Annotated in this window: 17 protein-coding genes; 4 read left to right on the forward strand and 13 right to left on the reverse strand. The window is 66.6% G+C overall.

The window, feature by feature from the left end:
• Positions 1-65: 65 nt before the first annotated feature.
• Complete coding sequence (locus tag ACV530_RS21655; protein ID WP_494334234.1) at positions 66-551, reverse strand: hypothetical protein; 486 nt, start codon at positions 549-551, stop codon at positions 66-68.
• 11 nt (positions 552-562) lie between these two features.
• Complete coding sequence (locus tag ACV530_RS21660; RefSeq protein WP_494334235.1) at positions 563-1,945, reverse strand: NsdA family TPR-like regulatory protein; 1,383 nt, start codon at positions 1,943-1,945, stop codon at positions 563-565.
• A gap of 452 nt (positions 1,946-2,397) precedes the next feature.
• Here ACV530_RS21660 and ACV530_RS21665 point away from each other — a divergent pair, with 452 nt between their 5' ends.
• Entirely contained in the window at positions 2,398-2,943 is a 546-nt protein-coding gene (locus tag ACV530_RS21665) for a hypothetical protein (protein ID WP_494334236.1), read from the forward strand.
• 6 nt (positions 2,944-2,949) lie between these two features.
• On the opposite strand, the gene ACV530_RS21670 is transcribed toward ACV530_RS21665, so the two are convergent.
• The 7 genes from ACV530_RS21670 to ACV530_RS21700 all read right to left on the reverse strand — a co-directional run bounded on the left by ACV530_RS21670 (position 2,950) and on the right by ACV530_RS21700 (position 16,582).
• Positions 2,950-3,309: a hypothetical protein gene (locus ACV530_RS21670; RefSeq protein WP_494334237.1), complete on the reverse strand. Its 360-nt coding sequence runs from the start codon at positions 3,307-3,309 to the stop codon at positions 2,950-2,952.
• Between the two features lie 204 nt (positions 3,310-3,513).
• Entirely contained in the window at positions 3,514-3,930 is a 417-nt protein-coding gene (locus ACV530_RS21675; protein WP_494334238.1) for an ankyrin repeat domain-containing protein, read from the reverse strand.
• Entirely contained in the window at positions 3,917-4,354 is a 438-nt protein-coding gene (locus ACV530_RS21680) for a DUF6896 domain-containing protein (RefSeq protein ID WP_494334239.1), read from the reverse strand. Before ACV530_RS21680 ends, ACV530_RS21675 begins: the two co-directional genes overlap by 14 nt.
• Entirely contained in the window at positions 4,351-5,064 is a 714-nt protein-coding gene (locus tag ACV530_RS21685) for a polymorphic toxin-type HINT domain-containing protein (protein ID WP_494334347.1), read from the reverse strand. Before ACV530_RS21685 ends, ACV530_RS21680 begins: the two co-directional genes overlap by 4 nt.
• Positions 5,065-5,357: 293 nt before the next feature.
• The gene (locus tag ACV530_RS21690) at positions 5,358-5,762 is read right to left on the reverse strand and encodes a hypothetical protein (protein WP_494334240.1); all 405 of its coding nucleotides are present in this window, start codon (positions 5,760-5,762) and stop codon (positions 5,358-5,360) included.
• 110 nt (positions 5,763-5,872) lie between these two features.
• Complete coding sequence (locus ACV530_RS21695; RefSeq protein WP_494334241.1) at positions 5,873-12,235, reverse strand: RHS repeat-associated core domain-containing protein; 6,363 nt, start codon at positions 12,233-12,235, stop codon at positions 5,873-5,875.
• Positions 12,236-12,319: 84 nt separating this feature from the next.
• A complete protein-coding gene (locus ACV530_RS21700) occupies positions 12,320-16,582 on the reverse strand; it encodes a LamG domain-containing protein (RefSeq protein ID WP_494334242.1) in 4,263 nt (1,420 codons plus the stop codon).
• A 321-nt stretch (positions 16,583-16,903) separates the two neighbouring features.
• On the opposite strand from ACV530_RS21700, the gene ACV530_RS21705 reads away from it, so the two are divergent.
• Positions 16,904-17,926 (forward strand): winged helix-turn-helix domain-containing protein, encoded by a 1,023-nt coding sequence (locus ACV530_RS21705; protein WP_494334243.1) that lies wholly within the window; start codon positions 16,904-16,906, stop codon positions 17,924-17,926.
• A gap of 7 nt (positions 17,927-17,933) precedes the next feature.
• On the opposite strand, the gene ACV530_RS21710 is transcribed toward ACV530_RS21705, so the two are convergent.
• Entirely contained in the window at positions 17,934-19,193 is a 1,260-nt protein-coding gene (locus tag ACV530_RS21710) for an SGNH/GDSL hydrolase family protein (RefSeq protein WP_494334244.1), read from the reverse strand.
• Between the two features lie 157 nt (positions 19,194-19,350).
• Positions 19,351-20,442 (reverse strand): TerD family protein, encoded by a 1,092-nt coding sequence (locus ACV530_RS21715; RefSeq protein WP_494334245.1) that lies wholly within the window; start codon positions 20,440-20,442, stop codon positions 19,351-19,353.
• 135 nt (positions 20,443-20,577) lie between these two features.
• Here ACV530_RS21715 and ACV530_RS21720 point away from each other — a divergent pair, with 135 nt between their 5' ends.
• Positions 20,578-21,723 carry a serine hydrolase domain-containing protein gene (locus ACV530_RS21720; protein WP_494334246.1) on the forward strand — a complete coding sequence of 382 codons (1,146 nt, stop codon included), beginning with the start codon at positions 20,578-20,580 and terminating at the stop codon, positions 21,721-21,723.
• A 7-nt stretch (positions 21,724-21,730) separates the two neighbouring features.
• Here ACV530_RS21720 and ACV530_RS21725 read toward each other — a convergent pair whose 3' ends face one another.
• Positions 21,731-22,405, reverse strand: coding sequence for a response regulator transcription factor (locus ACV530_RS21725; protein ID WP_494334247.1), 675 nt, complete (start codon positions 22,403-22,405; stop codon positions 21,731-21,733).
• Positions 22,402-23,667 carry a sensor histidine kinase gene (locus tag ACV530_RS21730; protein WP_494334248.1) on the reverse strand — a complete coding sequence of 422 codons (1,266 nt, stop codon included), beginning with the start codon at positions 23,665-23,667 and terminating at the stop codon, positions 22,402-22,404. The genes ACV530_RS21725 and ACV530_RS21730 overlap by 4 nt, the downstream gene beginning before the upstream one ends.
• Before the next feature lie 220 nt (positions 23,668-23,887).
• Between ACV530_RS21730 and ACV530_RS21735 the strand changes: the two genes are divergently transcribed.
• Positions 23,888-24,892: a methyltransferase gene (locus ACV530_RS21735; protein WP_494334249.1), complete on the forward strand. Its 1,005-nt coding sequence runs from the start codon at positions 23,888-23,890 to the stop codon at positions 24,890-24,892.
• Positions 24,893-24,899: the final 7 nt, after the last annotated feature.

The following is a 24,899-nucleotide window of genomic DNA, read 5'->3' on the forward strand; positions in this document are numbered from 1 at the left end:
ATCAGCGCGCCGATAACCCGCGAAGAGGTGGAGTGGCGCAGGTCGCGCTGACTCGGCACCTGTACTTACTTGGGCTTTCGCACTGCTCCGGCAGGCCAGACGACATCAACGGCAAGGCCCGCCTCGCGAGCTTGGAATACGGTGTCGGCAGTGCCGCCCTTGCCGGTCGAGGGCGTGCCGTCCCACACTGCGATGAGGCGCTCTGCCCGCGCCAGCAACTCCAGGTTGGCTGCCGTGTATGCCTCGCGGTTCGCTGTTTCGTGGGGCATTACGAGAACTTCCTCAGCAGCTTGGACGAGGCGGTCGAAGGTTGCGGTGTGCTCGGCCTTCACCTTTGCTGTGCGGTAGTCCCGGGATGGGATGACGACGACGAGGCGTCCGCCGATGGCGAGGACGGCGTCCGCGAACAGGGAATCCGCGCCCTTGGCGATGCAGGAGACGCCCACCAGTTGACCGGCGTACTGGTGCAGGAGCGCGTCGAGGGCCTCGCGGACGAGGAGGTGGCTTTCGTCGGTGAGGTCCATGTGCCCGGTCACGGCGATTGTGGTCACGTGCATCTCCTTCAGCTGGCGAGCAGGCCGCGGATCCTATCGCGTGCTTCCCGGACATCGCGGGCGGCTGCGCCGCCCACGGTGTAGGGGTACAGGCCGCGCAGTTGCGTACGGACCCGGCTGGACATGGTCAGTTCTGCGGCTTCGACAGCTTTGTGTGTCTGGGTGGCCGCGTTCCTGACATCTCCCATGAGGAAGTGGCATTCTGCCAGTCCGATTCGGTCGAGGGCGTGGCTGCGGCCGGCCTCTTCTCCGCGCCGTTCCAGGGCCGAGCAGATCTCGGCGGCTGCGGCTTCCGCATGCCGTGCGGCATCTTGCCGGGCCAGCTCCAGCAAGCGCCCGCCCGTTACTCCCGCAAGTTCGGCCTCGTCGAAGTAGGCGATCCAGTACGGCTCTTCGCTCTCGTGCCCGGCCGACGCGAGGGCTTCCGTGGCCTGGGCAGTGGCACGTCGGAAGGCCGCGACCCGCCCCATGGCAGCGAACGCCCATGCCTCGCGGGTGTGGAGCATGGCCCGAACCCGCGGCCCGGCCTGTTGTCTGGATCCATCCTGGGCAAGACGGACGAGTTCGAGGGCGTCCTGCGGCCGGTCCTGGTAGAGCATCTGCCGGGCCATGCCGGCAAGCACGTTGGCGCCGAAGGAGGTGTCCTGGCATGCATGGGCCGACCTCAAGGCGAGTCGGTAGTACTCCTGGGCTCTGCGCTGAAGTCCTGAATCCCATGCCATCGTCGCGGCTGTTCCGGCAAGGTGCGCCATGACGCGGTAGAGCCTGCGCTCCACATGCTCACTCTGGTGCTCTTCAAGGGCTCCTGCTACTTCGGCAAGCTGTCCGGCGACTGCCTTCCGGCGAAGGCCGCCGCCGAACTGGTGATCCCAGCGCCGGAACGCCTGGGCTGTCTGCTCCAGTTCCGCCACCTCGCGCGTACCGAGGCTGCCTCGGTGACGAACAGGGCGTTTGACACCCGGCTGGGGTTGCAGCCACGCCTCCAGCGGGTCCAGAAGTGCCGTGCCGGTTACGGCTGTTGCAGCAAGAGCACGGGATGCTGACCTCCGATCCATCACAAGGTCACTCTTGGTCACGCTACTGGCCAGGTCAACTGTGGCTTCCGGATGCCACGCTGTGCCGTCGCACTGCGGTTCCTTGACGGGCGCGGCGGGCACCGGGTCCTGCGTTTGTTCCCATGCCCGGGATGCCAGGCCGACGAGACCGCCCGGAATGCGCAGCCCGTCTGCGATCCGGGCGATTACCTCGAAGGAAGTCACGTGCTGCGAGCCGCTGATGATCAGGGAGACCTTGCCCGGAGAAAGACAACAAGCTGCGGCGATACGGTTCTGTGTCAGGCCGCCCCACTTCTTGAACAGGGCGAACGCTGCAGCGAAGTCGTGTTCCGCCAAGGCGCAACGGACGTCTTCCCGTTCAAGAACGCCAGGGGCAAGCGGGCCCGTATTGCACTCCATGGGGTTGCCTTCCGGAGGGCGTCGTCGTACGGCCGGGCGCTCCCGGCACGGTGACTCCAACGAGGCTATTACCGCCTGGGTAACCCCCGCAGGTCATTCCCCTGGCGCCTCCACGCAACGAGTCTGGAGGCGCAACCTCCAAGCCCTCAACCAGGGGAACTCCATGACCACCAGCGCTTTCGGCGTCCGACGACCGTTGACGGGAGACGTGTTGTCATGCCGATGACCCGCCAGGACCGACCGCTCTTCACGACGGAATGTCGGACCGGCCAGCACGGCCGCTGCTGCGGGGAGACCATTGTCCGCCGCATCGGTACCACAACGCAGGCCATCGGCAAACTGCCCTGCCCGTGCGACTGCCACCAGCCGAGGGAAACGAGTAAAACCGCATGACTCATCCATCCGTCCCCGCGGCCCTCACGTCGCTCGGCTCCGCGGTCTGGCTTGTGTCACGGGAACGGCGCCCAAGCGACGCCTACGAGGCATGGGCGCGGGGGACGACCGCCACGCTCCGAGTGGGCATCCACTTCGACGCCGTCCATCTGCCTGCCGCCCTTGTGGAGAACGGCATCCACGGCATCAAAGACAGGGCAGCCATCGAGCGCCACTTCCGTACGGTAGGCATCACCAGCGCAGCCATCGTCTCCCGTGCACAGGACCGGTACAGCGTGCTCGTACCGCCCGGCACCGCCCTGGCTTGGACCGAGCCCGGAACCGAGTGCATCGGCAGCGACCACCCCGTCAACTACCTGGCGGTTCCTGTACCCACGCGCAAGGAACCACCGGGCGCCTACTGGCTGCTCCCGGCGCCGAACAATGCGGGCAAGCTGACCCCGCCCAATTGCGTACGGGCTCTGCTCGCCAAGGATCCTCCCGGTGTTGGCGAGGCGCGTCTGGCAGTGGGCTCGCGACTGACGGGGCAACGGTTTATGTAGGGCCATTCATGGCCTGAGTTGCCGGGCTTGAGGGTCGTAGCAGACCAGGCCCATCGATGATGCAACATCTGCTGCATAGGCCGATGCTTCATTGGCCATGCTGTAACGCATCGGGAAGTAGAGCAGCGGACCACTGGCTTCACCGATCAGCGGACCGGTAGACCATGGGGAGACATCCTCGTCTTCGTCTTCCGTGAGGTCGGGCCATCGCTTCAGGAGCCTGGCGACATAAGCGGTTATGCGATGAGTGGGCGGCTGCTTGGTGTTGGTATCGATGTAGTGGTCGTAGAGGTGGCTGAAGAGCCGCCCGGTAGCGGCGTCATCAGCTGGGCAGTTGCCTTCCCAGACAGCAAGGTCGTAGCTCATGGGCAGGAGACTGCCACACGTCACTGACATGACCGCCTCGCTGGACGTCCATCGATTCCAGCGACGGCAGCGACGACCCGCCGCTTTGCGTAGCATCCGTCCGCTGACGTTGCCGTCAACTACTGTCGTCGGACGCCCAGGAGGCCCCACTGGAAACTGATTCCTGTGGGGCCCCAGGCGCGCAATACGAGACCATTCAGTCGGCTACTCGGAACTATTCAGGTCCGCGAAGTGCTGAGCCGCATCGAAATTGGCAATCAGATGGGCCAAGCTAAGGGGAGTCTGCCCGCTCGCGTTCTCTGCTATCGGGTCAGCGCCATGTTTTCGCAGCAGAGTGATAAGATCCCCCCTGCCTCGAGAGTTGAACACCGCAACGAATAGCGCGGTGTTTCCGAATCGATTTCTCTGATCGACCTCCGCGCCAGCATCCAGCAGCGCCTGCGCTGTGCTGGCATGGCCCTCTTGTGCCGCCAGATGCAGCGGGGTGAACCCGTTGCTGTCGGCAGCACTCGGGTCAGCCCCGACTGCGATCAGCTGCTCGACCTCAGTGAGATCCCCGCGCAGAGCCGCAGCATGGAGCGAGGTTCGCCCCTGGCGATCTCGGACATCATGGTTGCTCATACTGATGACTCATATTGTTGTGGGCGACTATTGAAAACCATCCGCTACACGGCTCTGTCAATCGCCCCTGCGAAACCATAGACCGGCACGCTGCGGTAATCCCGTCAAGGCTACCAGATGGCTCGTTGTCGACGCTCACTGAAAAGCGCCTGACCCGCCAGGAATCAAAGACATCCAGGCCCTCCTCAAGGAAGTCGACATCAACTTCAGCGCCGTCGGCCTCAATGAATAGACACCCAGAGCCATGGAAGCTGTATTCAAGGCCTTCGTGGATTGTTCCGGTCTTTTTCATGGCCCGCGACCGATACAGAGGGAGGAGGTCAGCAAGTCGCCCGGCCTCCGGGAGGCAGCGCTGGACAGCGCCACTCACCCGGGACAGAGCCTGCAGGTATGCCTCGACTTCTCTCAAAGGCTCGCCCGTCATCGATACCCCGGTCTCTTGTACTTATTTACCAGGCGATCGGGCCCAACTTCGGCCCAGGCCGTCGTGATGTCATCGGCGCCCCCAGGATATCTAGCGCGAATGTCCGCGTCCGGAAGAATCCGATAAGGCACCTCAATCCCTGCACGCTTGGCGGCGGCTACCCTGTGATGGCCATCGAGGACGTAGAGGTCGTCTCCGATCTTCGCAACCGAGATCGGGTCACCCTGCCAACCGTTTTCCTTCATCGATGCAGTCAGGGCATCGACATTCTTCTTGGAGGAGTTACCTGATAGTGCCTCAGTGCGCCTGAGACTGAAGGGGTCAGCAGTTCCGCAATTCGAGTTGTGAACGAGTACCGGTGTCTTGCCTGCCACCACATAGTACGTGTGGATGCCGGCGACAGTGAGGTCGTGGGTGCGTTGCCGCTTGGTGAAGTGTCGGGTTGCCTTGACCCGGACGGTCTGGCCCTTCGCGGTGCGCAGGTGGGCGCCTGGGCGGAGGTTGCCAGCGTTGACCCACTTCTTTTCGGTGGATTCCCAGAAGGGGCGGGTGTCCGTGGCGATGATGCTCGCCGCGCCCTGTTCCGTTTCGACGGTCAGGTCGGTGAAGTCCTTTACCTGGCGGTTCCCGTACCCACACGCAAGGAACCGCCGGGCGCCTACTGGCTTCTTCCGGTGCCGGACAGCGGGGGCAAGCTGGCCCAGCCCGATAGGGTACGGGCTCTGCTCGCCAAGGGCTCAGCCGGTGTTGAGGGTTCCTGGCAGCGGACTCGGGGGCGACAGGCTGCGGTCAATGCAGGGCCGGTTCCTGTCGAGTCCCCGAAGCCCCTTCTGCTTGACCGACGTACTTCGGGATCGTCCAAGGACAGCCGGATGATCGAGCCTGCTTGGCCTGTACGACTTCGTGCAGCTACAGCCATATGCTGCCCAGAAGGGCGAAGTTGGCGGTCAGGGTTGCAGTGACGGCATTCGTTCCTTCTTCTGGAACGCCGACAGGGCACCTGCTACCCGGAGGAACGAACATCCTCCAGAAGTCGGGGTCCGGCGTAAGGAAGAAACTTCTCCCACATCCAAGATTTCCCGGAAAGGTGCTCGGAGACCCTGATTCCTACAGCTTGGACCACCAAATCCCTCTCGCTTTCGAGCAGTACCTCAACAAGCTGAGCGCATCTGGAAGTTATGTCAGGATCTGGGGCAGCCCCTTCGAATATCGGGAACAGTATGGGCCAAAAAAAGGCTTCCGAGATCAGTGCGTACAGTCCCACTTCCATGACATCTCTCTCGTAGTAGAGTGCATCCTCCTCCTCCGATTCCTCCAGCTTTCTGATGTGTGGCAGGCACTCGGGAACCAGGGCAATCATGGAAGTTCTCACGAACTCGTTGTCAGAAATGCCTGCTTGGTCATCCATCATCGAAGTCTCTCGTTCATATGTGATGCACCGAGCTCGCAGTGCGTAGACCTTGGCAAGGTGGGCCTGCTGCGTCAGCAGGCCCACCTTGCATAATTCAAGCTACCTGCTCATGCGACCTTGTGTCCGCTGGGGCATTGGCCGATAACCGAGCATGGGTCGCCACCTCTAATTCCTGTGATGATTCCGTCGATCAGGACTGCCGCGTCACCTACCACGCCAAGTTTTCCCAAGAGGCCGCGAAGTATTGGTTCGCCAACGCGCCTAGGCGCCTTGTACGGTCGTTCTTCGAACTCGGCGCCGGTGATGGGCTCGAGGGCCGGTGCGTCGATTACCTTCCTGACCGAATTTCGGACAGTGGTGGCCGCCGCCTCGTGTCCCTTCAGGTACTTAGTGATCTCGCCGGCCTTGTCCGGAGTGTCCAACGCGTTCCAGAGCTCACGGGCTTCGCCCATCGCGATATCGGTGTCGCGAACTGTCAGTGAGGTCTTCCCCCTGCGGCCCTGTTCGAGCAGATCCTGCAAGCGGCGGAGCAAGTCGGATACATCCACAACATGCCATTTCCCCTTGGTCATTTCTCCTGTGGAGAGCTCTGCCAAGAGAGCCGTGGCCGCTTTTCCGTCTCCGAGCACTGGTCCCTTCTCCGGCTTTGCGTAGACATCATTGAGGATGTTCCTCAGTGTGCCATCCTCGACCTCCGGTGCTCTCGCCCTGCCCTCTTCGTCATACCCGCCAGAGGTGCCGTACTCTCCCCCACTGCTTCGGTACTCCTGTTCCTCGCCCCAACGGACGTTGTCCGATGTGCCACAGCCGCCGGGGCAGCCATGGCCAGGGGAGTAGCCGTAGCAGTTCCCTGGTATTTCGCAGCCGCCCGGGATGAGGCCCGAAGGGTCGGACAGCGTCACGGGGTTGTTGTTGGCGTAGGTGTAGCCGTGGTTCTGCTGGGGGTCGCCCAGGTCCAAGATCGGGTCGACGCTGATGAAGCGGCCGATGGACGGGTCGTACTCGCGGGCGCCGAGGTGAGTCAGTCCCGTGGAAGCGTCGGTGGTTCCGCCGACGAAGCCTTTCGTCCCCGGCCAGGTTTTCGACAGTTCACCTCGCGGGGTACCGAAGGGGTTCATTCTGTGGCGAGTTGCATTGGCCGCGTTGCCATCGATGGCGAGTTGGCCTGTGCCGACCTGGTCGGCAATCACGAACGAGACACTGCCGTCGTCGCTTTGAACCGCCTGAATGCCGTTGCCCAGGTCGTAGTAGCGCGTTGCCTTGGGCGTGTTGGAGCCCTTGGTGAGCGTGATTTCGGTGATACCGAGATAGAGAGTGGTCTCGGTGTCCGTACGGCTGACGAGGCGTTGGCCATTCGCGTCATAGAGATACGACGAGGTCTTGCTCGGCTTCTCGTCCTTGTACTGGGTCACCTTGGCGAGGTGGCCCTCCACGTCCCAGTCCAGGGTCTGGTTGTCACCGCCGATGGTGCGCGTGGCGGTGTTGCCGGTCGGATCGTAGGTGTACGAGTCCTTGGCCGTTCCCGTGGGGCCGGACGTGTTCACCGCGGTCAGAGAATGCGGTTGCGAGCTGCCGGCAGTCGGGTAGGTGTAGGAGCGCTTGATGTCCTTGGTGCTGTCGCGCGTGGTGTCGTGCCGGGTCTCGGTCAGACGATTGCCGGTCTTGTCGAACGTGTAGGAGTTCCAGTACGGCGCCGGACCGCCGATGAGGTTGCTGGCCGGGGCATCAGCACAGGTTTGGGTTGACTGAGTCCACTCGTCAGTGATGCGGCGCAGATAGTCGTAGGTGAAGCACTGGGTGTCCGTGCCACCGGTTGCCGCGTCGGAGAGTGCACGGATGTTGCCTGTCTCGTCGTATGTGTAAGTGACGGCTTTGTCCACCACCGGGGCGTTCTCACGGTCGACCCGGGTGTTGGCGAGGCGTTGGGTGCCCCACTCATAGCCGTTGGTGATCTGGGCGAACCTGCCGTCGCTGTGGGTCAGTTTCGACTGGAGGGGCTTACCCGTGAGGCTGTAGCTGGTGATGCTCGCCTTGATGCCGTCGGCGGTGCTTATGCCGGTGGTACGGAGGAGCTTGTCGTAGGAGTAGACGTAACTGTTGCCGGGCAGGGAGCCTGCCTTGGACAGGCCGACGCCCTGGATGCTGCCGGACGGGTTGTACCCCGTCCTCGCGGAGTACGTGCCGGCGAGAGGACCTTCGTTGGCCGGGATGACGATGCTTGTGTCGGTGGGGCGGTACAGCGAGTCGTAGGCATCGATGCGGCTGATGTACGCGTTGCCATCCACGTAGCGCGTGGCTGCAGCGAGTTGACCTTTGCCGTTCGTGACTGTGTCGTACGTCCACTCGGCCAGCTTCGGACCCGAGGCGGATCCTTCGTGCAGTTCGGTCTTGCGGCCCAGGTTGTCGTAGGCGTAGTAGAGCGTGTTCTTGCTCTTGCGAGAATCGGCGGCCGAGATCAGCTGACCGCGATCGTCATACGTGTTGGTGGCTGTGCCCTTGTCGGGGTCGTTGGACGAGACCTGGCGACCCAGCTGGTCGTAGGCGTAGGACCAGGAGTTGCCCGCAGGGTCGGTGAATCCCGCCAGCTTGCCACTCGGCGTGTAGCTGTAGCGAGTTACGTCCGCTTCCGAGCCAGGGTTCCGGTCGCGGAGCTGATGCAGCTCGGTTGTCCGGCCGCGTGCGTCGAGGACTGTCGTGGTGGCCGTCGAACCGACCGGTGGGATCACGGTGGTGCGGTCACCCTCGTACTGGGTGCGCGTGGTCGCGAGGACCTTTCCTGCGTCGCTGTTCCCCGCGATCTGCTTGGCCTCGACGACGCGGCCGAGACCGTCGTAGCTGTTCCAGGTCTGGGATTCGACCTTCAGGGCGTTGTCTGGGGCGAACAGAGTCGTGGCCGGGGCACCCAAGGCGTAGTAGGTGGCGAAGGCTTTGGCGGTGAGGCCGCGCTCGTCGTAGAAGGTGTCGGTCAGGAGTCGGCCCCCGTCGGGACCGGGTGTCTGGGTCTGCCGCGGGCGCAGGAATCCGTCGTAGAGCATGTACGAAGTGATTTGGCCGGAACTGTCGTTGAGCTTCTTCGTGGCGACCGCGACCGGCTTGCCATCGCTGATGGAGTAGACGAATGCAAGGCTGGGCGCGCTGGACGGGGCCTTGGGTTTGTTGGGCAGCCATACCTTGGTGGAGCGGCCCAGTGCGTCGTACTCGAATTCGGTCCGCTTGTTGTTGGCGTCCAGTTTGCTCAGCGGCTGACCACGCAGCGGGTCGAGGGTCGTGACCGTGGTCTGTGCGGTCGAGGCGTCCCCGGCCTTGGCCGGGGGCGTGGTGACGGTGACGGTCGTGGCAAAGCCTGAGCTCGGCGAGTATGCCGTCGTGGTGGTGCGCCCGTCGCTGCGTGTGGTGCGGGCTGCCTCCACACCCGAGACATGGAAGGCCACGTCGGCGCTGAGGTCGGTGGACGTCAGCTCACGTCCGTAGTCGTCGAAGGTCTTGCTCGACTCGAGGTACGCCGCCTGCTGGTCTTCCCACTTCTTGAGCGTGGCCACGGCAGTCGCATTGCCCTTGGTCGGTTTGGCGCCGTAGCCGCCGTTGTCGTAGGCCGTGCGCACATCTGAAATGACCTGCTTGGTGCGGTCGACCATGGGGACATCGCACGAGGCCGCGATAGTCTCGATACCCGAGGGCAAGTTGAGGATGTTCGCGTCCGTGTTGTCCGCGTAGGTGGTGCGGATGCAACGGTCGTCTGCGTCGGTGGTCACGTCGCCGAGGTCGTTGATTTGGGTGACGCGGCCCGTGACGTCGTCGTAGGTCGTTTTGGTCAGTGTCTGGCGCCACTTCGATCCGGTGCCGCCGTCAAGCGAGGTGAAGGCTCGAGAGGAATCGATGCCGGTGTAATTCGCCGTGACAGTGCCCCAGGAGCGTTCACGCTTGGCCGTTTCGTGGTGCCAAGGGCGATTGACGGTCTTGGAGAGGATCTTGCCGCCCGGACCGGAGTAGGTTTCGGTCTTGTACGCGAAGCCAGCCGCCGACTCGTGGTCGGCGATGGCGTCTCCCTCGCCCTTGCCGAGGGAGACGGAGACGCTCTTCTTGCCGCCGTCGGTCGCCTTCCGGTCCCCGTCCATGCCGCGCAGGAAGTACGACTCTTCCTGCGACTTCATCCCCCCGGCGCCCTGACCCCCGGTCTGTACGCGAACGTGCCCATAACCGCGCCACTGGGACCAGGTCTTGAACTTCTCCCTGGTCAGTCCATCGTCATCGTCGAAGTGCCAGGCAGCACCGTCGAGATACGAGTAGCGCGTCACCTGGTCGGGAGAACCGCCGGTCCGGTCGGTCTTGGTGATGGAGTCGACGGCATACTTGTTGAACCACTGTTGGGTCGGATCCGCGCTGCTGCTTCCGCCTATGTACTGGGGGAAGCAGCGGGTGGTGTTGGACTCGGGTATTGGCAGCTTGTCCCAGGCGCACTCCGGCTGGGAGTAGACCACATCCGTCTGGCCGCCTGCATCGTCGGCGACGGTGGAAAGACGTTCCTTGATGAACGGGGCGTTGCCGTCACCGGTCTTGTCGAGACGGTTGGGTCGTTGGGCGTAGGCGAAGGTGGTCTTCGGCAGGGTGATGGCCGGAGCGGCCGACTGGCCGGTGTGCTGGATGGAGTCCAGCAGCAGTTGGTAGTCGATGTCGGCCGTGCCCCAGCGGTGAGCGAGCTTCCACGCGTCGACGGGCGCGTAGGTGCCGTCGTTCTTGAGGGCGCTGGTAGTGATGTCGGTCAGACGCTTTCGGGTCCAGAAGGACGGCGAGAGGCGGCCCTTGTCGCATTCGGTGCCGGCCTTGCAGTTCAGGTCCCAGGGGGTGTCGTACCAGTACTGCTTGTTGTCGTCGATGGAGTTCTCGGCGCAGGTGACCTTGGGTTTGTCCTGTGGGATGCACCGCTCGGCGTTGGCAAACTCGACTTTCGCCAGCGGCTTGGCGTAGAGGTCCGAGGATTTGAGTCCGTACTCGATGCGCTTGAGGTAACCGCCCCGGACATACGGGGTGTCGTCCTTCGACTCGAGGTTGCGGCCGTAGGAGTTGGTCTCCTTGCCGTAGTAGTAGCCGACCGCGTTCCCACGCCGGTCAACGGCGTAGTCGAGGTTCCACCGCCATGCCTGCTGGCACCATGAGTCCTTGAAGGATTCCTTGTGGCAGGGCTCACCGGCGTCATTGCCGTATACGGGGACGGTCCACGTCGAATCGGTGGTGTCCTTGCCCTTTGCCCAGCCATTGAGCTTGTGATAGCCGAAGTAGTAGCGCGTACCCTCGGGGGTGGTCACGCGCCAGTACTCGTTGTTGTACGAGCCGTTGTCGTGCTCGTCGCCGGTGAGGCGCGCGATCTTCGTGCCGTCGTCGTTCTTCAGCCGCCACTGGTTGTCGCCGGTCGGCACGAGCTCGCCGGCCTTGCCATTGAACGAGATGGTGGCGTTGTCGTAGCCCCAGCACAGGTCGCCCGGTTTGTTGTCGTCGTCATGCTTCACGCCGTCGTCGAAGCAAGGCTTGTACCGGCGCTCGATGAATCCCGGCCACATGTCGAAGCCATCGCCCACCCAGGACGACTGGTTGTTCGTGTTGCCAGTACGACCGTCAATGGCGGACGAGGAGTAGCCCAGCCCGAGGCTGGGCTTCATACCACCCGGGACCTCGGGGACCGGGATTTTGTACGACCAAGTGAAGGAACCGGAGTTGAGGTCGGTCTTCCAGGTGGAGGACGGGGAGAGTGGTGTCGCCTTGTAGTCGCCCTTGTCGCTGTCGGCAGCCGGAACAGCGGCGAGTACGGTAGCTGCCCCGAACCGCAGCGGCAAACGGTCTGCCACCAGTGTCTGCTTCTCGATGTCATTCTTCGCAGCCACCGGCTTCGCCGTGCGGCATTCCGGCTTGTGTGGCGTGGTGAGTACGCATGCAGGAAGTTCCAGCAGACGCAGCCGCGAGGCGTAGCCGCCACCGTAGACCTGGGCGAAGTCTCCGTAGTTCACTCGTATTCCGGCGCTTCCGGATGCCGAACCCGCAGCAACGGCTTTCGGTATCTCGGGCGTGATGGTGAAGAGAGGTCCGTTCACCCCGGTGCGTTGGCTCGCCTTGTGATCCAGAACCCGGATTTGTGCCTTTCCGGAGGGAGCAGGCGACGCCGACATGCCTTTGTTGCCCTTGCGTTGGGGCGCGCTGATCCCGGACAACTCGACGATGGCCTTCTTGCCGTCAGGCCACGAGGACTTGGGCGCCTGCGACGGAGTCTTTGGTGCTGGATCGAGCTTGCGTGGCTTACTGTCGACCGACTTGCCGTCGACAGGCGTGCCCGGTGAGGGAGCGCCAGGCATGTGATCGCCCGCGGTGGCCTCCGTCGGGACAGCGATGCCTTGCAGAAGCGCCCCTACCAGTACCGTGGAAACGCTCAGTGCCACACGTCTGCGCCACGCCGACATGGGCACTCTGGCCTTGCCGTTCATTCCTCGTCATCCTTCACTGAGGCATCACAAACGCGCCGCGCGCGATTGATGTGCGGAAGTCTTGTCTCGGCTGTGCTCGGCGGATCAACTCGTGGGGACCTGGGTGGGAAGATTGTTTGGTGCGTAGACGAGTTGATCGATCTGTTCCTTGGTGAGAGCCCCTTGGAAGGCCCACACATCGTCGATCTGGCCCGACCAGTACTCGGCGCCCGTCCCCTTGGCCATGGACCGGCCTATTTGAAGGGACTTGGTGGCACCGAAAGAGACGGCATTACCGGCTTGCGACGATCGGTCGGAACAGCCGGTGACTGTTTCGTCGTCCGCAGCGGCACAGGAGAATTCCTCCAGCGAGCCGTTCACGTACAGCCGCAGCTCGTTCGAGAAGCCGTCGTACACCACCGCCAGGTGGTTCCACCCGCTTGCGTCCTCGAACGCGCCGTTGTCGACCGCCGTCACAGTGACGTCCTTGTCCGCGTCCTTGTTCGGCAGCGTCACCTGCCACCGTCCGCGCCCTTCACTGCCGTTGGCGCCCTTCGCCCCCGGCACGTAGCGCACCGTGAAGGCGTTCTGGGACTTGCCCTCCGCGCTCATCACCGTCATCGCACGGCCCGGCTTGTCGGCGACGCGTTGGGCCCAGGCTGTCATCGTGAAGCTGCCGCTGGTGTCGACCGGTACGCCGTTCGTGGTGAAGGCCGCCGCGCTGGAGCCGTTGAGCTTGAGGCTGCCCGTGTCGACGTGACCGGTGCCGATGGTGGCGCCGCCCGTGAGGGCCAGGTCGTGGTGGACCGCGCCCTTGTCCGTCACAGCGTCCGGGGTGACCGGCGGGTTGCCGGTCGTCGTCTCGAACTTCCAGCGGCCCTTGACCACCGCGCGCTGCCGGAACAGTTGCTGGATCTCGTGCGCCGAGACCGGGCGGTCGTAGATGCGGACGTCGTCGATCTCGCCGGGGAAGAAGTTGCCCGGTTGGCCCGCGTACGCTCCCGCACCGATCTGCAGCTGGTGGTTGGCGTACCAGGTGCCGGTGATCGGTTCCGAGCCGGCGAAGGTGCCGTTGACGTACAGCGTCAGCGTGCCTGCCACGATGTCGCGGACCGCGACCAGGTGGGCCCACTCACCGCCCTGGGGCGCGGGGCCGACGGACTGTACGACCTTGTTCTGTCCGGCACCGGGCGTGTCGTCCACGTGCTGGTTGAACACCCAACGGTCGTACGTCGGCGAATAGTAGAGCTCGCCACCGCTGGCGTTCTCCCCGGTCTGGGAGAGGACGACGGCCGTGTGCGTGGGCTTGTCCTTGGACAGCCGCACCCATGCCGAGAGCGCGTACGCGCCCATAGTGTTGAAGTGCGGTGCGTCGACCGTGGCGTAGTCGTGGGCGCCGTCCAGAGAGAGTGCCTTGCCGTCGATGCCCGGCACGCCCGGCTTGGGACTGCCGTGGAAGACGGCGGGCATCACGTCCGCGCGCCCGGTGACCTCTGTGGCGCCCGCCTCCTCGTCGAAGGAGAAGATGGCGCGGGCGGGGCGGCCGGGGCCGCGGACATGGTCCTTGGCGTACAGCCGCGAGACCTCGTTCGCCGAGGCGGGCTTGTTGAAGATCTCCAGCTCGTCGAGCTGGCCGGGGAAGAAGGCCGCCGGTTTGCCGTTGAAGGTCGACGCGCCGATGGTGAGGCCGCGGCGTGCGTCCCACGGCGTCTTGTACGGGACGGCCGCTTCCTGCTGACCGTTGACGAAGAGGCGTAGCTCGCCGTCGCCGCTGTCATAGACACCGACGAGGTGCGTCCACTCGCCCACCTTCACCCCGCCCGGGTTCTTCTGCATCGCCCGCACCGGGAACGCGCCGTCCGTGTCGGAGGCGAACTGGCTGAACGCCCAGCGGTCGTAGTCCTTGGAGTAGTACAGCTCGAAGCCCGGTGAGTGATTGCCCGGTTGAGCGGCGACGGCAGCCGGCTCCGAGGGCATCTTGGAGAGCTTCGCCCAGGCCGAGACGGTGAAGCCGCCCGACGTGTCGACGACCGGGATGTCGGTCTCGGCGTATCCGTCGACGCCGTTCAGGGTGAGCGACTTGCCCATGACGCCGTCCGCGCCCGTGGTCGCGCCGCCGTGCAGCTGAGCCGTACGGGCGGGTGCGGAGCCCTCGGCCTGCTTGGCGTCGGGGCCGTCGTCCATCGACCACACCGCACGTTCGGGCTGCCCGGCCCGGACCTTGTAGCGGTAGGTGTAGGGCTCGCTCATATTGCCCACGGAGTCCTGGGACTGCACGGTCACGAAGTTGAGGCCGGGGGAGCCCGGCAGTGCCCTGATGGTTCTCGCGGCACCGTCCGTCGTGGTGAGGGTGTTCTTCGGGGTCGCGTCGCCGTTGATGCCGTAGATGTACTTGGTGATGTCCTTGGTGCCGGGCCCGACGGTGAATGAACCGTAGCGGCCCACGCCGTCGTACCACGGGTCGGCGTCATCCGCCGATGAGCCCGGCTTGGACTCCGGGTAGTCGCCCGAGGAGACCTTGGGGGCAGGCAGGACCTTGGGGTCGCGGACGAAGTAGCAGCCGCTCGGTGAACCGGCGTATGACCAGGGCGAGTAGCTGCGACCGTCGTAGGCCCGGGCGTACCAGTTGACGGGGGTGTTGACCGTGATGTTGCTCGGCAGCGTCATCGCGAAGTCGGAGCCGGACCTCTTGAACGAGGTCAATCCGGGCTTCCAGCGGGCGATGTTGCCCCTGCCGTCTCCCGCGTCCCACTCGGCCCGGAACTCTACGGCGACGTTGTCACCGTCTGGGTCGGTGACATGGTTGGCGTAGATGTTGCCGAGGCTCCGGACATGGACGGCCTTCTCCGGAATTCGGCAGGCGCCGCCGTACTCCATGGTCAGCTGCGACATGGCGATCTGCCGCGGGGCCTGGTTGTACTGCACGCGCAGATAGGCGCGGTCGGCGAACCGCTTCCAGGCGTAGGTGTCGCTCTCGTCGGAGGCGCGGAGGCCGAAGGTCATGGACGACCAGGACTTGGATGCCGCTTCCTTGACCGCGTCGAGGACCTTGTACTCCGCGTCGCCGCTGGCGCAGCCCTCGAAGCCGTAGGCGAAGTCGTACTCACCCAGTTTCTTGAGCCAGAAGCTGGACGAGTCCTGGCTGTCCCAGGTGGTCGAGGAGTCGATGCCCTTGGTGCGCCAGAGTTGGACGCCCTTCTTCTCGCACGAGGCGGCCCAGGTCTCGGGGACGACGAATTCCGCCGAGAGGATCGTCTTGCCCGCGAAGCGGGAGGTCGGGATCTCGTAGAAGAGACGCTTGACGTCCTCGGGCTGGCAGTGTTGCCAGTCGCAGTAGCCCATGCCGGCGGTGCTGTCACCGTTGAACTTCCACTGCGGGGCGCTGGACCAGTGCTTGGAGACCATGGTCCAGGCCGAGGAGCGGGGCGCGTACCACTGGGGGTCGATGAAGACGGGGTAGACGGTGTCCGGGCCGGAGAGCACCTTCTTGTCCGGCGTGAGGACCAACTCCCGTCCCCCCGAGGGCACATCGACGCCGACCTTGGCCAGCTTGCCGGAGTCGGCGGGGCCGGGTGCGTCGGTGCGCACGCTCTTCGCCTTCTTGGTCAGGGAGCGCGTGGCCGCGGTGGAGCTGGAGTCCCACATCACGGGCGTGGGCGCCTCGAAGACGGCGCCGCCCGCGCCCTGGTCGACGGCGGTGAGGCCGCCCTGCGCGGTCTGCGAAACCGTGACGCCGTCACCTCCGATCTTCATCCGGAGCCGGTCGAGCGCCGGGTCGGCCGCCCCCTTGGCGGACTTGACCACAAGCAGCTGCGTGAAGCCGTCGACCTGGGCGGTGACGCGGAGGTCGACGTCGGGCAGGACGTCCGGGTACGTGGCCGTGGCACCGTCGAGGCGCGGGGCGGGCAGTGCGGACGGCCAGGACAGGGCGAGTTTGCGGCCGCCCTGGTCGAGTTCGACGAGCGGCGCGGTCTCGCCGCCTCCGGAGAGCTTCACGCCAACGGTTGTCGCCGCGGGGGCGATTGAGCCGTCGGCGGTCTTGGCCAGCGTGGTGTCGACCGGTGCCCAGTCGCCACCGACCCGAGCCCGTACGGGGCGTAAGTACTCGCGGGCCTCGAGTGTCCCCTCCGGCGTTGCGAAGACATCCGAGGTCTCGGTGCGTCGCGAGGTGACCTCGACGCGCTTGCCCGACCGCTTCGCCTCGGCGAGGGCCTCGGCCTCCGAGGGCGCTGAGGCGTGATCGGTATCCGGTCCTGAGTTGTGCGTTCTTGCCTGGGCGGCTGCCGCTGTGGGCAGCGCGCTCGGTGCCAGTCCGACGGTCAGGGCAAGCCCCATACCGCAAGCGACGACACCGCCGAATGCGCGCATGCGCGCACGACGAAACATCCCCCCAGCCCTCCCCAGAGCTGTAAGTGAAAGTGAAGTAAAGCTCGCGGAAAGGGAACGTAGAGGACGGTGATCAGTGCGGTCTACACCAAGGGCATCGGACTTGTCCTATGTAACTGGGGTATAAGCCGCAGGAGTTCGCGTGGTGTGCGTCACAGGTGCCGGCGCGGCGTTCCCCGCCCCCACCCCCGTCGGGGGCGGGGAGCGCCGCGTGGTGCTGAGCTCAGGATTGCCCAGGTGCGGCTGGATGATCGACCTGATTCGGGGTGGTCCGAATGATCGTGGAGCGGGACAATCCGGTTCATGGCACTGAGGATCCACTTCACCGCCGAGGACCTGGCCCGTACGCGTGTCGCGGAGTCGCCGCGGCCGTTGCTGGAAGCGGGCATCGTGGCCTGGGTGTTCCGGCAGCCGGCCATTGACGCGCGGGTTGCCATGTGGCGGAGCGAGGCGTTCCAGCGGCTGGCGCCGACCGTGCGCAGGCTCTTCGATGCGCACTCCGATACGGGGCACAGTGCTGCGTGTATGCGGTCGCCGATGGGGGTGGAGGTTTCGCAGGCGGGCGTTACGGAGATGTGTGGGGCTCCCCCGGAACAGCTGACGTATCTGCTGGTGCGGCGGCAGCCCGTGTCGGAGTGGTTGCGGCGTCTTGCTCGCGAGGACGAGGCGTTGCCGCACTACGTCGAGACGCTCTCCGCGGTGCGCGACCAGGTGATCACGCCGCACTGGCCGCAGATGGACAAGCTTGCCAGTGCGGATCGGGCGCTGCGGATGCGGCACTTGACGAGTGGTGGGGTCGGAGGGCTGCTCGCGGATCTGGATCCGCGGCGGGTGCGGTGGAGGCCTCCGGTGCTGGAGATACGGGCGTTGGGGGGCGGTGCGCGCGATGGCGTCGATGTTCATCTGGGCGGGCGGGGGCTGCTGCTGATCCCGTCGCTGTTCAGTGCGGAGCCGTTCCTCGGGACGGATGTGTTCGAGGCGGAGAGCGCCGAGCAGCAGTGGTGGTTGACGTATCCCGTTCCCGGTGCGGTGCGGTCGCTTGTGCTGCGCGGGGCGCGGTCGGCTGTCGTGCCGGAGGCCTTGGCCTCGCTTCTCGGTCGTACGCGCGCCATCGTGTTGTGCACGATCGCCGGGCACCCGGGGTGCACCACTACCCGGCTCGCGGAGTTGGCCGGTATATCGCCGGCCAGTGCCAGTGAGCACGCCACGGTCCTGCGGTCGTCCGGCCTGACGGCGTCGGCGCGGCATCGCAACGCGGTGCTGCACACGCCGACGGCCGCCGGGATCACGGTGCTCAACGCCGCCACGGCGGCGCGGCCCATGTGAGGTGCGACTACAGCTTGTTGATGTCCACGGCCTCGGCCATGGCGCGGTACCCCGTGTCGTTGGGGTGCAGGTGGTCACCGGAGTCGTAGGCGTGCGCGATCCGGTCGGGGTCGGCCGGGTCGGCCAGCTTGCGGTCCAGGTCGAGCACCGCGTCGAACTCGCCGGAAGTGCGGATCCAGGTGTTGAGGGCCTTCCGCTGGGCGTCGCCGTCCTTGCTGTAGTAGGTCGCGCCCTTGTACGGGAGCAGTGTCGCGCCGATGACCTTGATGCCCTTGGCGTGGGCCTGGCGGACCAAATCGTGCTGGGCGGCGATCAGTTGCCTGGTCTCGACCTTGGGGAAGGGAGGGAAGGGGCTGTTCGGCGAGCTCAGGCCGATGTCGTTGATGCCCTCGAGAATGATGACCGTGCCCACGTTGGGCTCGGCGAGTACATCCTTCTTGAAGCGGGTGGTCGCCTTCTCCCCGGCCTTCACCCAGTCGCGGGTGAGCTGATTGCCGCCGATGCCGTGGTTGAGGACGCTGCGCGGCTTCCCGGCGGCCACGAGGCGCTCCGCCAGCTTGTCCGGGTAGCGGTTGTTGGTGTCCTGAGTCGAGGCGAAGCCGTCGGTGATGGAGTCGCCGAAGGCCACCACGCCGTCGCGCCGGGCATGTTGCCCGCCGGAGACCTCGATGCCGGAGAGGTAGTACCAGGATGCGCTCCGTTCCGTGAACGCCCTGCCCTCGTAGTCGGAGCGGTGGTCGCCCGACGCGCGGTAGGCCGTGCTCGACGCGAGCGAGTGCTGGGTGGCCGGACCGGTCGGTCCCGCCAGGTACAGGGTGACCGTGAGCGACTCGAGCGCTCTGGCCTTGAAGGGCAGCGTGTCGCTGTACGCCGTGCCGCCTGCCGGTATCGTCACCGCCCGTCTGTGCCCGAACTCGAGCCCGCGCAGCGAGCCCTTCTTGACCGCCGCGCCCTTGTCCGTACGGGCGATGGTCGCGCCCGCGATCTTGAGCGGGGTCGTGCCGTAGCGGTTGGACAGCCTGATGCGGGTGTGCGTACCGCTTGCGCTCACCCGGATGACCTGGCGGACCGTCTGGTTGGCGAAGCCCTTCTCGGACCAGTTCGAGGCGACCAGGCCGCCGGGCTGTTGAGGCGATGCCGCCCAGGCGCCCCGCCACTGGCTGCCGGCCGGGGCGGCGTACGCTGCCGCGCCTTCCGTGCCGGCCACTGTCAGCGCCACCAGTGCGGCCGCCGAGACCATCGCGATGCCGGTGCGTCGCCGTGCCACGTGCCCAGTTCTCATATGTGTCCCCACCCTTGATGCGTGCCTTGATGCGCGCTTGGCCGTCACTTGTCGCGTCGGCCGTCACAGCTGTCACGGCCGACGCGGCAGTTCAAGTGCGGGGTGGGGCCTGGTTATTCCCTGGCTATTCCCTGTTGTTTCCTCAGAGTGCCTGTGCCGCTGGCGTGACCAGGTCGCGCACCGTGCGGGAGTTGACGTACTCGCCGATGGCCGTCATCTCCCACTCGCCCGAGTACTGGCGGATGAACTTGCACATCAGCACCCCCGTCTTCGCCTCCGAGTGCGCGAGGTCGAAGCGGACGAGCTCCTCGTTCGTCTGGGCGTCCAGGAGGCGGCAGTAGGCCTTGGCGACCTCCGTGAACTTCTGGCCGTTGAAGGAACTGACGGTGAAGACCAGGCCCGTGACCTCCGGCGGGAGGCCGCCGAGGTGGACGGTGATGGTCTCGTCGTCGCCGGAGCCCTCGCCGGTGAGGTTGTCGCCGGAGTGCTGGACGGCGCCGTCGAGGATCATGAGCTTGCCGAAGTAGCAGGCGTCGATCATGTCGCGCTGGGGGCCGTAGGCGATGACGGAGGCGTCGAGGTCGATGGCGTGGCTGCTGTAGGCGGGCTCCCAGCCGAGGCCCATCTTGACCGAACGAGTCAGCGGTTTGCCGGCCTTGACCAGGGAGACGGTCTGGTTCTTCTCGAGGCTCACCCGGCCCTTGTCCAGGTTGACCTTGCCAGTGAGGGCAGGTGCCGGTTGTTCGACCGTCACGCCGAAGTCCGTGGCTATGCCCGCCAGGCCGTCCGCGTAACCCTGGCCCACCGCGCGGACCTTCCACGCGTCGCCGCGCCGGTAGATCTCGACGACCACCAGCGCCGTCTCCGTGCCGAGCCGCGGCGGCGTGAAGGTGGCGACGGGCGCGCCCGTGTCCGTGGCGCGGATCGTGGCGGTGGGCTCGGTGCCGGCGAAGGTGGTGCCCGGGGCGTCGAGGCTCGCGGTGATGACGATCTTGTCGATGCCGGCCGGGACGGCGGCCGTGTCGACGGCGATCGCGTCGGGGGTGCCGCCGGACGCGGCGCGGTGGGTCACGCCCGGGCCGCCGCTCGGCTGGTTGTAGAAGACGAAGTCGGCGTCGGAGCGCACCTTGCCGTCGGCGGTGAGCAGCAGGCCCGAGACGTCGAGCCGCACCGGGGCGGTGACGTCGACCGTCACGCGGGTGACGGGCAGCGGGAGGTTCGAGCCGGGGGACATAGCGGTCATGATCCGGGTAACGCACGGCATGGCTTTGCGGTTCCATGACCGGATGTGCGGACGGGCGGGAATTTTCGAGGGCGGGGTGCTGCTGGATGGTCTCGACAAGCAGAACGTGATCTTGGGGGAGTGCAGATGTCGCAGCAGGTCGTCGCGCAGGGCACCGTCGCCGACGGGTTCGAGCGCGTACGCGAGGAGTTCGAGGCCACGCTGAACGAGGAGCGGTCGGGGCACTCCGCACAGCTCGCCGCCTTCGTCGACGGGCAGCAGGTGGTGGATCTGTGGGGCGGGCCCGAGATCACCGGGGACTCGCTGACCGGAGTGTTCTCCTCCACCAAGGGCGCGGCGCACCTGGTCGTCGCCCTGCTCGTCCAGGAGGGCGTGCTGGAGCTGGACCGGGAAGTGTGGGAGTACTGGCCGGAGTTCGCCGCGGCAGGCAAGGAGCGGATCACCCTGCGTGATGTGCTGACGCACCGCGCCGGACTGATCGGCGTCGACGGCGGGTTCACGATCGAGGAGCTCGCGGACGACCGGGTGCTCGCCGAGCGGCTGGGCGCCCAGCGTCCGTACTGGCACCCGGGCGCGGCCTTCGGCTACCACGCCTACGTCATCGGGGCGCTGACCGGCGAGGTCGTACGGCGGGTCACCGGGCAGACGATGCAGGAGGTCTACGAGGCCCGGATCCGCGCCCCGTACGGGCTCGACTTCTTCATGGGTCTGCCCGAGGAGCAGGAGCACCGCTGGCTGTCCACCCAGCCGATGGACCCGACGCCCGAGCAGAAGCGCGAGATGCTGGCGGGGGCGAGCGGGCCGGACAGCCTGGGCGGCATCGCCTTCAACCGCAACAACCCGACGGCGCCGGTGCTGGAGACCTTCCCCAACTTCCGTGTCATGCGGGAGAAGGGGCCCGCCTCCGTGGGCGGCGTGGCCTCGGCGCGCGGTCTCGCGGGGATGTACGCGGCGGCCATCAGCAAGGTCGACGGCAAGGAGCCGCTGCTCACGCCGGACACGATCGCCCAGTTCTCGCAGATCCACTCCACCGGTTACGACGTGGCGCTGCGCGTGAACCACTCCTTCGCCCTGGGCTTCGCCGCGTCGTCGGACGACTACCCGTTCCTCGGTGCCCGGTCCTTCGGGCACAGCGGCGCCGCCGGATCGCAGGCGTTCGCCGACCCGTCGCGCGGGCTGGCGTTCGGCTACAACCGGCGCCGGTTCGCCTTCCCCGGCGGTGCGGCTCCGGAGGTGTCGCGGCTGGCCAAGGCCGTGACCGACAGCCTGTAGCAGCTGGTTATCGCGGCGCCACGAACCCCGCCTCGTACGCCGCTATGACCGCCTGGGTGCGGTCCCGCACTTCGAGCTTGGCCAGCACCCCCGCCACGTACGTCTTGACGGTGGCCGTTCCGAGGAACAGCCGCTCGGCTATCTCGGAGTTGGACAGGCCGGCCGTCATCAGCCGCAGCACCTCGGCCTCGCGCTCCGACAGCCGCTCCCGCAGCCGGGCGGCCTCGGCGTGCGAGGCGCGCTCCCCGGCGTAGGTGGCGGCCAGGGAGCGCACGGCCGCGGGGAAGAGGAGCGAGTCGCTGCGCGCCACCAGCCGTACGGCCTGGACGAGTTCGTCCGCGTCCGCGCGCTTGAGGAGGAAGCCGGAGGCGCCCGCGTGCAGGGCGTCGTAGACGTAGCTGTCGTTCTCGAAGGTCGTCACGACGATGACGCGCGGCGGGGCGTCCATCGTGGACAGGATCTGCTCGGTGGCGCGGATGCCGTCGACGTCGGGCATCCGTACGTCCATCAGTACGATGTCCGGCCGCAGTTCACGGACGACGGACACCGCCCGGGCGCCGTCGGCGGCCTCGCCGACGACCTCGAGGCCGGGCTCGGCGCTCAGGATGACGCGCAGGGCGGTGCGGATCATCTGCTCGTCGTCGGCGATGACGATGCGGAGGGCGGGGGAGGAGTCCGTCATCGGGTGCCTCCCGCGAGGGGCAGGCTCACGGACAGCCGCCAGACGCCGTCCCGTTCGCCCGAGGTGGCGCTGCCGCGCAGCAGCCGGGCGCGCTCGGCTATGCCGGTCAGCCCCCGCCCGCCGCTGTGGTTCCCGGGCTCCGGGCGGCCGAGGGGGTTTTCCACGGTGACCTCCAAGGTGTCGTCGTGCAAGGTGAGTCGCAGGCGCACGGGTACGTGGCCCGCGTGCCGCAGGGCGTTGGTGAGGCCTTCCTGCACGATCCGGTAGGCCTCGCGGGAGACGACGGGCGGTATGTGCTCCAGGGTGCGCTTGTCCGGAGCGGTCACGTCGACCGTGCTGCCGGCCGCGCGCGTCCGTTCCACGAGCGCGTCCAGGCCGGTGAGGGTCGGCGCGGGCGCGGCAGACGCGGGGCCGTCCTCGCGCAGCAGCCCGAGCACGGTGTCGAGTTCGCCGACGGCCTCGCGGGTCGTCTCCTCGATCGCGGCGAGGGCCTGCTTCGCGAAGTCCGTGTCGGCGTCGATGACTTTGCGGGCGGCGCTCGCCTGGAGGAGCACGGCGCTCAGCGCGTGCCCGACCGAGTCGTGCAGCTCGCGGGCCAGCCGGTTGCGCAACGCCAGCTCGTGGGCGCGCCGTTCGGCCGCCGCGAGCCGGTCGGAGGCCGTCGGGCCGAGCAGGACGGGCGCGCAGCGCGCCAGCAGGGCCCCCGCGGCCCAGGAGGCGACGACGGGCACGGCCAGCAGCGCCAGCCCGATGAGCGGAGCGACGATCGGTATGTCCTGGAAGGGGTGGACCCAGGGGAGTTGGCCGATGGCCCCCCGGTAGTGCATCAGGGGCAGGAGCATCAGCCCCACCGCGGCGGGCGGCGCGGACAGTGACATGCCGCTGACGATGCCGCCCGCCGCCAGGTGCAGGGTGAAGTAGAGCGCCGGTTGCCACCGTTCGTCCCAGGTCCTGGCGGGACCGGTGGCCAGCTCGGCGTCCCCGATCCCCGACAGGGCCCGCGCCGCACCGCTCTCCAGGGGGCGTATCAGCGGGAAGAGCATGGCCGAGCCGGCGGCGATGAGCACCGCCGTGGCGAGGGAGGCGAACTGGAAGAAGAACATGGCGAACGCGTTGTCGCGGGGCTGCAGGATGAACGACAGCAGCACGTTCGCCAGGAAGAAGTACGGCATCAACAGCGCACCGCCGAGCAGCAGATGCACCCAGCGGAGCTGGGCGCGGCGGCCCAGCAGGGCGGTGGCCGTGCCGTACGGGATGATCATGCGCTCAGCGTAGGTGACGGTCCGGGGGCCGCACCTCGGCCCGTACGGTGAACCTTCTCCACCGTGCGGTGGAGGCACGCTCTCCACCCGGCTCTCCACCCGGCCTTGGCCGAAGCGGTGGACGGACGGGCCGCGATGGGCCTTTGATGATCGCGGCACGAACCATCGGTGATCGGGAGAGTGCATGAGCAACGCGAGTCCCACGTCGTGGGAAGACTCAATGGCTGTCGACGAGATAGTGCGGATAGCGCTCGGCTTCCAGGCGTCCAAGGTCCTGCTCACCGCGACCCGGCTGGGCCTGTTCACCGAACTCGCCGACAAGCCGCTCGACTACGAGGAACTGCGCACCCGGCTCGGCCTGCACCCCCGCGCGGCCCGTGACTTCTTCGACGCGCTCGTGGCGCTCGGGATGCTCGAGCGCACGGACGGCAGTTACAGCAACACCCCCACCGCCGCCCGCTATCTGGACCGGACCCTGCCCACCTACCTGGGCGGCTTCCTGGAGATGGCCGACGACCGGCTCTACCGCTTCTGGGGCAGGCTCGGCGAAGGGCTGCGCACGGGGGAACCGCAGAACGAAATGGGCGGGGCGGGCGGCGAGTTGTACGACACCCTCTACCGGGACCCCGGCCTGCTGGACGGCTTCCAGCGGGCCATGACCGGGCTGTCCCTGCGCTCCGCGCACGCGCTCGCGGAGGTCCTGGACTGGTCCGCCCACCGCACCGTCGCCGACATCGGCTGTGCCGAGGGGGCCCTGCTCGGCTGTCTGCTGGAGAGGCATCCGCACCTGCGGGGCGTGGGCTTCGACCTGGAGGCCGTGCGCGGGAGCTTCGAGCGCAGGCGGGAACGGTTCGGCCCGGCCGCCGCCCGGCTCGCCTTCGCCGGCGGGGACTTCCTCACCGGCCCGCTGCCCGGCGCCGATGTGCTCGTCTTCGGCCATGTCCTGCACAACTGGGACCTTCCGACGAAGCGGATGCTGCTGCGCAAGGCGTACGAGGCGCTGCCGGACGGCGGCACGGTGATCGTCTACGAGAGCCTCATCGACGACGACCGGCGCGAGGGCCTCATGGGGCTGCTGATGAGCCTGAACATGCTCATCGAAACGCGTGGGGGCTTTGACTACACGGGTGCCGATTGCCGAGGCTGGCTGGCGGAAGCCGGCTTCCGGGAGTGCCGGGTGCAGCACTTGGCGGGCGCGGAGTCGATGGTCGTTGCCCGTAAGTGATGCGGGA

It is taken from the genome of Streptomyces sp. SX-6 (genome assembly GCF_059089585.1).

Excerpts from the sequence above, each read along its gene's own strand:
- ACV530_RS21665 (WP_494334236.1), top strand. The coding sequence starts at position 2,398 with ATGACTCATCCATCCGTCCCCGCGGCCCTCACGTCGCTCGGCTCCGCG.
- ACV530_RS21680 (WP_494334239.1), bottom strand. The coding sequence starts at position 4,354 with ATGACGGGCGAGCCTTTGAGAGAAGTCGAGGCATACCTGCAGGCTCTG.
- ACV530_RS21720 (WP_494334246.1), top strand. The coding sequence starts at position 20,578 with ATGTCGCAGCAGGTCGTCGCGCAGGGCACCGTCGCCGACGGGTTCGAG.
- ACV530_RS21735 (WP_494334249.1), top strand. The coding sequence starts at position 23,888 with ATGGCTGTCGACGAGATAGTGCGGATAGCGCTCGGCTTCCAGGCGTCC.
- ACV530_RS21695 (WP_494334241.1), bottom strand. The coding sequence starts at position 12,235 with ATGAACGGCAAGGCCAGAGTGCCCATGTCGGCGTGGCGCAGACGTGTG.
- ACV530_RS21705 (WP_494334243.1), top strand. The coding sequence starts at position 16,904 with ATGGCACTGAGGATCCACTTCACCGCCGAGGACCTGGCCCGTACGCGT.
- ACV530_RS21670 (WP_494334237.1), bottom strand. The coding sequence starts at position 3,309 with ATGAGCTACGACCTTGCTGTCTGGGAAGGCAACTGCCCAGCTGATGAC.
- ACV530_RS21675 (WP_494334238.1), bottom strand. The coding sequence starts at position 3,930 with ATGAGCAACCATGATGTCCGAGATCGCCAGGGGCGAACCTCGCTCCAT.
- ACV530_RS21690 (WP_494334240.1), bottom strand. The coding sequence starts at position 5,762 with ATGGATGACCAAGCAGGCATTTCTGACAACGAGTTCGTGAGAACTTCC.
- ACV530_RS21730 (WP_494334248.1), bottom strand. The coding sequence starts at position 23,667 with ATGATCATCCCGTACGGCACGGCCACCGCCCTGCTGGGCCGCCGCGCC.
- ACV530_RS21725 (WP_494334247.1), bottom strand. The coding sequence starts at position 22,405 with ATGACGGACTCCTCCCCCGCCCTCCGCATCGTCATCGCCGACGACGAG.
- ACV530_RS21715 (WP_494334245.1), bottom strand. The coding sequence starts at position 20,442 with ATGTCCCCCGGCTCGAACCTCCCGCTGCCCGTCACCCGCGTGACGGTC.
- ACV530_RS21700 (WP_494334242.1), bottom strand. The coding sequence starts at position 16,582 with ATGCGCGCATTCGGCGGTGTCGTCGCTTGCGGTATGGGGCTTGCCCTG.